Annotated in this window: 8 protein-coding genes and 1 other annotated feature; all 8 genes read right to left on the reverse strand. The window is 42.2% G+C overall.

What is annotated here, in order from left to right; genetic code table 11:
• Window positions 1-39: 39 nt before the first annotated feature.
• The 8 genes from rpsG to rplA all read right to left on the reverse strand — a co-directional run bounded on the left by rpsG (window position 40) and on the right by rplA (window position 11,661).
• Window positions 40-510: a 30S ribosomal protein S7 gene (rpsG, locus tag SPD53_RS10650; RefSeq protein ID WP_156857275.1), complete on the reverse strand. Its 471-nt coding sequence runs from the start codon at window positions 508-510 to the stop codon at window positions 40-42.
• 40 nt (window positions 511-550) lie between these two features.
• Entirely contained in the window at window positions 551-967 is a 417-nt protein-coding gene (gene rpsL, locus SPD53_RS10655) for a 30S ribosomal protein S12 (protein ID WP_156857276.1), read from the reverse strand.
• A gap of 319 nt (window positions 968-1,286) precedes the next feature.
• On the reverse strand, window positions 1,287-4,895 hold the full coding sequence (gene rpoC, locus SPD53_RS10660) for a DNA-directed RNA polymerase subunit beta' (RefSeq protein WP_188858465.1): 3,609 nt from the start codon (window positions 4,893-4,895) through the stop codon (window positions 1,287-1,289).
• 106 nt (window positions 4,896-5,001) lie between these two features.
• Entirely contained in the window at window positions 5,002-8,538 is a 3,537-nt protein-coding gene (gene rpoB / locus SPD53_RS10665) for a DNA-directed RNA polymerase subunit beta (RefSeq protein WP_156857278.1), read from the reverse strand.
• A gap of 510 nt (window positions 8,539-9,048) precedes the next feature.
• A complete protein-coding gene (locus tag SPD53_RS10670; protein ID WP_156857279.1) occupies window positions 9,049-9,651 on the reverse strand; it encodes a class I SAM-dependent methyltransferase in 603 nt (200 codons plus the stop codon).
• 156 nt (window positions 9,652-9,807) lie between these two features.
• Window positions 9,808-10,173, reverse strand: coding sequence for a 50S ribosomal protein L7/L12 (gene rplL, locus SPD53_RS10675; RefSeq protein ID WP_156857280.1), 366 nt, complete (start codon window positions 10,171-10,173; stop codon window positions 9,808-9,810).
• A gap of 45 nt (window positions 10,174-10,218) precedes the next feature.
• A complete protein-coding gene (gene rplJ / locus SPD53_RS10680; protein WP_156857281.1) occupies window positions 10,219-10,722 on the reverse strand; it encodes a 50S ribosomal protein L10 in 504 nt (167 codons plus the stop codon).
• Between the two features lie 54 nt (window positions 10,723-10,776).
• Window positions 10,777-10,924: a sequence feature (ribosomal protein L10 leader region), on the reverse strand.
• A 44-nt stretch (window positions 10,925-10,968) separates the two neighbouring features.
• Window positions 10,969-11,661: a 50S ribosomal protein L1 gene (rplA, locus tag SPD53_RS10685; protein ID WP_336252533.1), complete on the reverse strand. Its 693-nt coding sequence runs from the start codon at window positions 11,659-11,661 to the stop codon at window positions 10,969-10,971.
• Window positions 11,662-11,931: the final 270 nt, after the last annotated feature.

Consider the following 11,931-nt stretch of genomic DNA (forward strand, 5'->3'; position numbering starts at 1 on the left):
TTCTTCTCCTTCCTATTAAGTGCTTTTATTAGTTTAATCTTACCAACGATAGTGAGCGAATGCTTTGTTCGCTTCTGCCATCTTATGCATTTCTTCACGGCGTCTAACTGCTGCGCCCGTGTTGTTAGAAGCATCGATTATTTCATTAGCAAGTCTATCTTCCATTGTTTTCTCACCGCGCAGACGGGAGTAATTTACAAGATAACGTAAACCTAAAGCTTGACGACGTTCTGGACGAACTTCAATCGGTACTTGATAGTTAGATCCCCCAACACGACGTGCACGCACTTCAAGTACAGGCATTACATTCTTCATTGCTTGTTCGAAAACTTCCATTGGATCTTGTCCTGTACGCTCTTGAACAAGGTTGAATGCTTTATAAAGTATCTTTTGCGCTTTACCTCTCTTCCCGTCAACCATAATTTGGTTGATGAGGCGAGTAACTAACTTTGAGTTATAAAGTGGATCTGGTAAGACATCGCGCTTAGGTACTGGTCCTTTACGTGGCATATGTCTACCTCCTTTCTTCTCTATCTGATTTCAAGCATTATTAATTTTCTTTCGGTTTTTTCGCACCGTACTTGGAACGTCCTTGCATACGTCCTTCCACACCTGCAGTGTCAAGTGCACCGCGGACTACGTGATAACGTACCCCAGGCAAGTCTTTTACACGTCCACCGCGAAGTAAAACAACGCTGTGTTCTTGTAAGTTGTGACCAATTCCAGGGATGTATGCAGTAACTTCCATATTATTAGATAAACGAACACGTGCATATTTACGTAATGCTGAGTTCGGCTTCTTAGGAGTTAGTGTACCAACACGAGTACATACACCACGTTTTTGCGGGGAGTTTAGTTTTGTGAACTGCTTTTTAAAGCTGTTGTATCCTACGTTAAGTGCAGGAGAGTCATACTTTTTCGGCTTGCTCACACGACCTTTACGAATTAATTGGTTAATTGTAGGCATTTTATATTTTCCTCCTTTCTCTTCATTTATGAATAATTGCAATGTGCTATTTAGAAGTGAGATGTAACACCACACATCCAGGTGGTTCATTCTAAGGTAAAAAAGAATGATTGGTAGAAAATCCACCAAAACTTTTCTTTACTGCTATAGTGAAGCACCAACTTCTTAAACGTTTGCTTCGATCCTCTAAAAATAACAAGTGGAATCGGAAGCACCTTGAATATAGTAACATTGACGCTTTTCAAAGTCAATATTTTCTTTGTAAATTTTCAGGTGCTTCCAGATTTTTTCACTTATTTAGCTTAAACCTTTCGACCGGTTATTGTACAGTTTCTTCCGTCTCTTCGAATTCCTCTAATTCAGGCTGATCTAATCCAGCTTCAATTGTGCGGTATTGTTGCATACCTGTACCTGCCGGAACAAGCTTACCGATAATGACGTTTTCCTTCAGGCCGAGGAGCTCATCACGTTTTCCTTTAATTGCAGCATCTGTAAGAACACGTGTTGTTTCTTGGAAGGATGCGGCAGATAAGAAGGAATCTGTTTCAAGAGAAGCTTTTGTAATCCCCAACAGGACTGGTTTTCCAATCGCAGGATTTCCACCGTTTAGAAGTACTGGTTTGTTAATTTCCCTGAACTGATGTAATTCTAACAAGGCGCCTGGCAGAGCGTCGGTATCTCCTGCGTTAATAACACGGATTTTACGAAGCATTTGACGTACCATTACTTCGACGTGCTTATCGCCAATTTCAACACCTTGCATCCGGTATACCCGTTGCACTTCACGCAATAGGTAATCTTGAACACCTTCGACACCTTTTACGCGTAGTAATTCTTTCGGGTCAACTGAACCCTCTGTCAGTTCTTGACCTGCTTCCACTTGGTCACCTTCTGACACTTTCATTCTGGCGTTATATGGCACAGAATAGGAGCGTTGCTCAACCGGACTTTGGATCACAATTTCGTACTTGTCTTTCGTTTCTTTAATTTCTTGGACAGTACCTGCGATTTCCGTAATTGCGGCTTCCCCTTTTGGATTACGCGCTTCAAATAATTCTTGAATACGCGGTAAACCTTGGGTAATATCATCTCCTGCAACCCCACCAGTGTGGAATGTACGCATCGTTAACTGTGTACCTGGTTCACCGATGGACTGAGCAGCGATAATACCAACCGCTTCTCCAACTTCCACATCCGAACCCGTTGCAAGATTTCGTCCATAACATTTCTGACAAACGCCATGTTTTGTATTACATGTGAACGCAGTACGAATCGTGACTTCTTCGATACCAGCATTAATGATTTCTTTCGCCTGGTCTTCGCTAATCATTTCGTTATGCCCAACAATGACTGTTTTATTTTCCGGATGAACAACATCGTTGAATGCTGTACGTCCTACCAAACGGTCAAATAGTGGTTCAATTACTTCCGATCCATCTTCCAGGGATTTCACGACAAGTCCACGGTCTGTTCCGCAGTCTTCTTCACGGATAATAACATCTTGCGCAACGTCCACGAGACGTCTCGTCAAGTAACCGGAGTCCGCCGTCTTAAGCGCCGTGTCCGCCAGTCCTTTACGAGCACCGTGTGTCGAGATGAAGTATTCAAGAACTGTTAATCCTTCACGGAAGCTAGACTTGATTGGAAGTTCAATAATCTTACCAGACGGGTCAGCCATGAGTCCACGCATACCAGCAAGCTGTGTGAAGTTGGACGCGTTACCTCTCGCTCCAGAATCACTCATCATGTAAATCGGGTTCTGGTTATCGAGGGACTCCATCAGTTTCTCCTGAATGTAATCCTTCGCCTGTGTCCAGATTGCAATAACACGATCATAGCGTTCTTCTTCTGTTACAAGCCCGCGACGGAACTGCTTGAGTACCTTATCGACTTTCTCCTGTGCTTCATCCAGAATCTTCTCTTTACCCGGCAAGACGACGATATCTGAGATACCTACTGTCATACCAGCTTTTGTCGAGTATTTGAAACCTAAGTCCTTCATGCGGTCAAGCATTTTAGATGTTTCAATAATCTTAAAGCGTTTAAAGACTTCAGCGATAATATCGCCAAGGAAACCTTTCTTAAACGGCTTAACAATTTCACTGTTTTTAATTAATTCTGTTACATCTGCTCCCGTTTTTACAAAGAATTTATCTGGTGTTTTTTGCTCCAGATTTGTCCGTGTTGGTTCATTAATATACGGGAAAGAGTCTGGTAGTATTTCATTGAAGATCAGTTTTCCAACGGTTGTAATTAATAGTTGGTTGTTCTGCTCTTCTGTAAATGTCTTGTTATTTAAACTTCCCGCTTGAACAGCGACTCTCGTATGCAGGTGGACATTTCCATTATAGTAAGACATGAGCGCTTCACTCGTGTCTTTGAAAATACTTCCTTCACCGATTGCACCTTCACGTTCTAGTGTTAGGTAATAGTTACCTAAAACCATATCCTGTGAAGGAGTAACGACAGGCTTACCATCCTTAGGGTTAAGGATATTCTGTGCCGCTAGCATGAGAAGGCGCGCTTCCGCCTGAGCTTCAGCGGATAATGGAACGTGAACAGCCATCTGGTCTCCGTCAAAGTCAGCATTATAAGCTGTACATACGAGCGGATGCAAGTGAATTGCGCGACCATCTACGAGTGTTGGCTCAAATGCCTGGATTCCTAAACGGTGCAGGGTAGGTGCACGGTTTAAAAGCACTGGATGTTCCTTAATCACTTCTTCCAGTACATCCCATACATCCGGATGAACCCGTTCAATTTTACGTTTTGCAGATTTAATGTTGTGCGCAAGTCCTCGATCAACCAATTCCTTCATAATGAACGGTTTGAATAGTTCAAGCGCCATTTCTCTTGGTAATCCACATTGATACATTTTTAAATTAGGACCAACTACGATAACCGAACGTCCGGAGTAGTCCACACGTTTTCCGAGCAGGTTTTGACGGAAACGACCTTGCTTCCCTTTCAGCATATGAGAGAGAGATTTTAATGGTCGGTTTCCTGGACCAGTAACCGGTCGACCTCTACGTCCGTTATCAATTAGCGCATCCACCGCTTCTTGAAGCATTCTTTTTTCGTTTTGCACAATAATACCTGGTGCTCCGAGGTCTAGTAATCTTTTCAGACGGTTGTTTCTGTTGATTACACGACGGTATAAGTCGTTCAAGTCGGATGTTGCAAAGCGGCCACCATCAAGTTGTACCATTGGGCGGATTTCTGGAGGAATAACCGGTAGGACGTCTAAAACCATCCAATCCGGTTCATTTCCGGAATGACGAAAAGCTTCCATGACTTCAAGACGCTTGATTGCCCTCGTTCTGCGTTGTCCTTGAGCAGTTTTTAGTTCTTCACGCAATGCTTTTACTTCTTTATCCAAATCAATATCCTGGAGAAGCTTACGAATTGCTTCCGCACCCATTTCAGCCCGAAAGGATTTTCCGTATTTATCATAATACGCCCGATATTCTTTCTCGGATAATAGTTGTTTTTTCTCAAGTGGTGTGTTGCCTGAATCTGTAACAATATAAGCAGCAAAGTAAATGACTTCTTCTAAAGCTCGTGGTGACATATCAAGTACTAATCCCATCCGGCTTGGAATTCCTTTGAAATACCAAATGTGGGATACCGGTGCAGCAAGTTCAATATGCCCCATTCTTTCACGTCGTACTTTTGCTTTTGTCACTTCTACTCCACAGCGATCACATACGACACCTTTGTATCTAACACGCTTGTATTTTCCGCAATGACATTCCCAGTCCTTTTGCGGACCGAAAATTCTTTCACAGAACAGGCCATCTTTTTCCGGTTTCAGCGTTCGATAGTTAATTGTTTCTGGTTTCTTCACTTCACCGAAAGACCACGAACGGATTTTCTCAGGGGAAGCTAAACCAATTTTCATATATTCAAACGTATTTACATCTAGCAAGGGGCAATCCTCCCTTATTTAGTGTGCTGTATTTATATAAGAGAAGGAGAATTGATAGCCCATTATCAATTCTCACTCCTGTTTAATTTTAGATAGTCATAACATCTTAATTTTCTTCAATATCTAAATTGAGTTTGGATGCTGCTTGAACCTCTTCATCTTCCAACTCACGCATATCGATTTCATCTTCTTGGCTGTTCAGCATTTTCACATCAAGTCCTAAACTCTGAAGTTCTTTTATCAATACTTTGAATGATTCAGGAACTCCTGGTTCTGGGACATTATGCCCTTTTACAATCGACTCATATGTTTTCACTCGGCCGACCGTGTCGTCGGATTTAACGGTTAGGATTTCTTGAAGGGTGTATGCAGCACCATATGCTTCAAGAGCCCAAACTTCCATCTCCCCGAAACGCTGACCACCAAATTGTGCTTTACCTCCGAGTGGCTGCTGGGTAACAAGTGAATATGGTCCAGTTGAACGGGCGTGTAGCTTGTCGTCAACCATATGTGCTAGTTTTAGCATATACATAACTCCAACAGATACACGGGTATCAAATGGTTCACCTGTTCTTCCGTCATAAAGGACGGTCTTCGCATCTCGTGCCATCCCAGCTTCTTCCATCGTGGCGTAAACATCTTCTTCTGTTGCCCCGTCAAATACTGGTGATGCAACATGAAGGCCAAGTAGTCTTGCAGCCATTCCAAGATGAAGTTCAAACACTTGTCCGATGTTCATTCTTGATGGCACTCCAAGCGGGTTCAACATAATATCAATCGGTGTTCCGTCTGGCATGAACGGCATATCTTCTTCCGGTAAAATCTTCGAGATAACACCTTTGTTACCGTGACGACCGGCCATTTTATCTCCTTCAGAGATCTTCCGTTTCTGAACGATGTAGACGCGAACGAGCTGGTTCACACCTGGTGATAACTCATCTCCGTCTTCCCTGTTAAAGACTCGAACGTCAAGGATAATTCCTCCGCCTCCATGTGGTACACGTAGGGATGTATCTCTTACTTCACGTGCCTTTTCTCCAAAGATAGCATGAAGTAGACGCTCTTCAGCAGAAAGTTCGGTAACGCCTTTAGGGGTTACTTTACCTACCAGAATATCGCCGTCTTTCACTTCAGCCCCGACTCGGATAATTCCTTCTTCATCAAGGTTCTTCAGTGCCTCTTCCCCGACGTTTGGAATATCTCTTGTAATTTCTTCCGGACCAAGCTTCGTATCCCGAGCTTCTAGTTCAAATTCTTCAATATGAATGGATGTATATACGTCATCTTTTACAAGTCGCTCGCTCATGATGATCGCATCTTCATAGTTATAACCTTCCCAGGTCATGAATCCTACTAATACGTTACGACCAAGTGCAAGTTCTCCAAGTTCCATGGATGGTCCATCTGCAAGGACTTCACCTCTTGTTACGCGGTCTCCCTCTGTAACGATTGGACGTTGGTTATAACACGTTCCTTGGTTTGTACGCTGGAACTTTTCCATTCTGTACGTATCTGTATCGCCTTCTACTTCTTTGCCGTCGACTTCAGAAATGCGGCGAACGACAACCTCTTTTGCTTCAACACGTTCAACAATTCCACCATGGCGGCAAATGACAGCAGCTCCAGAGTCTTTACCGTTCACATACTCCATGCCCGTACCAACAATTGGAGATTCCGGAACAAGTAATGGAACAGCCTGTTTCTGCATGTTCGCTCCCATTAGTGCACGGTTCGAGTCATCATTCTCAAGGAATGGGATACATGCCGTCGCTGCAGAAACAACCTGCTTTGGCGACACATCCATATAATCGATCTTTTCGCGAGATACGACGATGTTATCTTCACGGAAACGAGCAATTACCTCTTCATTGACAAAGCGATTATCCTCATCTAATGGAGCGTTCGCTTGTGCAACAATATAGTTATCCTGCTCATCAGCCGTCAGATAATCGATTTGATCTGTTACTTGACCGGTTTCAGGGTCAACGCGACGATAAGGGGATTCGATAAATCCAAATTTATTCACTTTTGCATAACTCGACAAGGAGTTGATTAGACCAATGTTCGGGCCCTCCGGTGTCTCGATTGGACACATACGGCCGTAGTGAGAATAGTGTACGTCACGTACTTCGAATCCTGCTCGTTCACGAGTCAATCCACCTGGTCCAAGCGCAGATAGACGGCGCTTATGCGTTAGCTCCCCTAGTGGGTTCGTTTGGTCCATGAACTGGGATAGCTGTGAACTACCAAAGAACTCTTTAATCGATGCAATGACAGGACGAATGTTAATCAGTTGTTGCGGCGTGACACTTGACGTATCTTGAATAGACATTCTTTCACGCACTACACGCTCCATACGAGATAAACCAATTCGGAACTGGTTTTGTAAGAGTTCGCCAACCGAGCGCAAACGACGATTCCCTAAATGGTCGATGTCATCTACATCGCCTACATTATGCAATTGGTTAAAGAAGTAACTGATCGATGCTAGGATGTCTGCTGGTGTAATGTTTTTAATATCTCTATCTACACCGCCGTTTCCAATGATTGTTAACTCCCGTTCACCTTCCGGGTCTGTCGGATCAATAATTCGAATCGATTGCAGTACAATATCTTCATCTAACACACCGTCATGCGGGCTGAAGGTTTTCTCTCCCAGCTTATCTTCTTCTCTTTCAAGAAGCGGGATTAATTTGTCTAATAATTTACGCTCTAGACGATCGCCTTTTTCCGCAAGAACTTCTCCAGTTTCCGGGTCAGCAATTGTTTCAGCCAACACTTGGTTGAACAGACGGTTTTTGATGTTTAGTTTTTTATTCATTTTATAACGACCTACATGTGCCAGGTCATAACGCTTTGGATCGAAAAAGCGTGTCACTAAAAGGTTTTTCGCGTTTTCAACTGTTGGCGGCTCACCTGGGCGAAGGCGTTCGTAAATTTCTAGTAATGCTTTTTCAGTTGTTTCTGTATTATCTTTTTCAAGGGTGTTTCTCAAGTACTCATTATCACCGAGCAATTCAAGGATTTCCTGATCTGTACCAAATCCTAATGCACGTAATAACACTGTAATCGGTAATTTCCGAGTCCGGTCAATCCGGACAAAAGCGACGTCTTTTGCATCTGTCTCAAACTCTAGCCAAGCACCACGGTTCGGAATAACAGTGGCTTGCACACCGCGTTTACCATTCTTATCAAATTTGTCACTGAAATACACACTTGGGGAACGTACAAGCTGTGAGACGATAACACGCTCAGCTCCGTTAATGATGAACGTTCCTGTCTCAGTCATCAATGGGAAGTCGCCCATGAACACTTCTTGTTCCTTCACTTCTCCGGTTTCATTGTTTAATAAACGAACCCGTACTCGAAGCGGGGCATTATAGGTCACATCTCTTTCCTTTGATTCGTCTACAGGATAGTTAGGCTCACCTAGACTATAATCTACAAATTCCAATGAAAGGTTTCCGGTGAAATCTTCAATCGGTGAAATATCTCTGAACATTTCCCGCAACCCTTCTTCCATGAACCATTCATAAGAAGCGGTTTGAATTTCGATTAAATTTGGCAGCTCTAACACTTCACTGATACGTGCATAGCTTCTACGCTGGCGATGCTTGCCATATTGAACTAGTTGTCCTGTCAACTGCTTCACCCCTTAAAATCTTATGTTTTCGCAGATAATCTTCTACGGATTTTTCATAAAATAAAACTTCATTACAGTGGAAGTTTTTGCTCTTCTTCCACTGAATGTTAGTTGAATTAATCATGGTGTCAGCTACCGTATCCTCCGCTTAAAAAGATTTGATAATCTCCCCACTTTGCAGCGAGGGGTTACGGACGATCGCACCTTGAAATAAATAAAACGAGAATGGAAACATAAACCAATTTCGTTTTATTGCATATGCACTTCTTCTATATGTTTACACCTACATTTAGCACTGTATTTTTCTAAGAAAATAAAATACAGTTGTACAACTCGTTTAAATTTTGGTAAACTATATGAAGAAATATTAATCAAGCTCTCTAGAATACTTCATCCATTGTCTCCGTCCACAGATAAAATATACGTTTACAGTCATATAATCCACGTTCGGACTTGACAAATGGAGCCAATCTTAGCATTATAGTATGTTACCATAATGAAGCCGGCAGGTCAAACTTTAAATGCCCTTAGAATATAATAACCTTTTTTTCTATCAACGACTTCTACGTTTCCAAATAGTTCGTTGATTTTTTTCTGTGCAGATGGTGCACCTTGTTTCTTTTGGATGACTACCCATAATTCGCCGTTTTTTACTAAAGCTCTTTCTGCACCCGCAAACATTCCATGGACGACATCCTTGCCCGCGCGAATTGGCGGGTTCGTGATCACCGCAGCAAATGTTCTTTCTTTCAGTCCCGAAAACCGGTCACTGTTTACAACTTCCACATTCGTTAAATTGTTTTCTTCCGCATTTTCTGCCGCTAACCGGATTGCTCTTTCATTCACATCGGCGAGTACTATATTTCTTTCAGGAAAAGCTCCTGCTAAAGAAATTCCGATCGGTCCATAACCACAACCAAGATCTAATAAGTCTCCTCGAACGGATGGCTCGTTAAAGCTCTCAATCAGCAAACGTGAACCAAAATCAATTCCGTTTTTAGAGAAAACATTCGTATCACTTGTGAAAGTATACATTTGATTGCGTAATTCAGCTTTCCAGGTTTTTGGTGAACTGTCTGTATGGGGCTTTTTTGAATAGTAATGCTCAGTCATTCGGAACACCACGCTTCTAAATTATCATTATTGTGCGTAAGGTAAGGTTTTCGGCCAGCACCTTAGAAGTGATTGTAATGGAATAGATATATGAAGAAAAAATGTTATGAACAAGAGCCCGTCGACATGAACGACGAGCTCTTTATTAGAATAAACTTATTTAACTTCTACTTCAGCGCCAGCTTCTTCAAGCTTACCTTTAACTTCTTCAGCTTCTTCTTTCGCTACGCCTTCTTTGATTGCTTTTGGAGCGTTATCCACAAGGTCTTTCGCATCTTTAAGTCCAAGACCAGTGATTTCACGAACTGCTTTAACAACTTTAATCTTAGAAGCGCCTGCTCCTGTAAGAACAACATCAAATTCTGATTGCTCTTCAGCAGCTCCGCCACCAGCAGCCCCGCCTGCAACTGCAACTGGAGCAGCAGCAGTTACGCCAAACTCTTCCTCAATAGCTTTTACTAAGTCGTTTAATTCTAAAACGGACATTTCTTTAATCGCACTAATCATTTCTTCTTTAGTCATGATTTAAATCCTCCTAATTAATTGTAATTTTTATACGTTCTGGCATTATGCGCCTTGTTCTTCCTCTTCTTTATCAGCAACAGACTTAACTGCATAAGCAAGGTTGCGGATTGGTGCTTGTAGCACGCTGAGTAACATAGAAACCATACCTTCGTAGTTCGGTAGGTCAGCAAGTTCTTTAATCTGTTCTAAAGTAACTACTTCCCCTTCGATAACGCCACCTTTGATTTCGAGCTCTTCATTCTCCTTAGCGAAGTTGTTAAGGATACGAGCCGGTGCTACGACATCATCTTTACCGAATGCAATTGCGTTCGGTCCAGTAAGTACATCATTTAGACCATCTAATTCCGCAGTTTCCACCGCACGACGAGTCATCGTGTTTTTATAAACGTGGAATTCTATACCTTCTTCACGTAGTTGTTTACGTAATTCAGTAACTTGCGCAACGTCAAGTCCGCGATAGTCAACTACAACAGACGATTGACTTTCTTTGAACTTATCTGCAATTTCTTGTACAATCTGTTTCTTTTGTTCCAATACGTTAGACATTGTTCCACCTCCTAATTACTTATACCATACCGTTCTTCTAGCATTTGCCGTATCAAGTCTATAAAAAAAGCTCTCAGTTAGACATGAGAGCTTTATATCACTACCCAAATAAACGTACTTGGATCGATATTTATAAAACACCTCGGCGGGAAATTAAGCGATAAATCGCACCTGCTGTCTACGGTATAACGTATTCTTTTTAACGTAATCAGTATATCAAACGACTTGATTCAAGTCAATGTTTTTTTATTTGTATGGAGAAACGTCAACTTTAACGCCAGGTCCCATTGTTGAAGCAACAGATACGTTCTTCATGTATTCACCTTTTGCAGATTGAGGTTTCACTTTAACAATCTGGTCAATGATTGCTTCCAAGTTCTCAACTAACTTGTTGTCCTCGAAAGAAACTTTACCGACCGGAACATGAACGTTAGACTGCTTATCAACACGATATTCCACTTGACCAGCTTTAATATCATTGACTGCTTTTTCCACTTCAAATGTTACTGTTCCAGTTTTCGGGTTAGGCATTAGACCACGAGGTCCAAGCACTCTACCAAGTTTACCTACCTCAGCCATCATGTCTGGAGTCGCAACAATTACATCAAAATCAAACCAACCACCGTTGATTTTCTCGATGAATTCTGCTTCACCTACATAGTCAGCTCCTGCAGCTTCTGCTTCTTTTGCTTTTTCACCTTTTGCGAAAACAAGAACGCGTTGTGTTTTACCAGTTCCATGTGGTAGAACCATTGCTCCGCGGATTTGTTGGTCCGCTTTCTTTGGATCTACTCCCAAACGGAATGCCACTTCCACTGTCTCGTCAAAATTCGCTTTTGCAGTTTGCCTAACAAGGGAAATAGCTTCATTGATTTCGTATGTTTTTGAACGATCAATTAGCTTTTCTGCTTCTTGATACTTTTTACCTCTTTTTGCCATTATATATCCTCCTCTATTGTGGTATTAGCGGTTATACCTCCCACGTATAAAAGCCATAGAGAACTTCCTTCCGACCTTCTGTCAGCAAAGTCCTTCACTTTGTCTTTCACGCACAAAGTTTCGATTCGTCTAGCTTCAGCGACTAAGGACTGATAGACTGCACAATCCTTCAATCAATAAAGAAGACTTGCCGAGCAGTCTTTGTGAGACTTAGTCGCCCAAGTTTCCTTCATCTTATTCGGATAGGGATGTTCGTACGCTCACGAACCA

It is taken from the genome of Oceanobacillus sp. MO10714A, assembly GCF_037072045.1.
GTDB lineage: Bacteria > Bacillota > Bacilli > Bacillales > Amphibacillaceae > Oceanobacillus > Oceanobacillus indicireducens.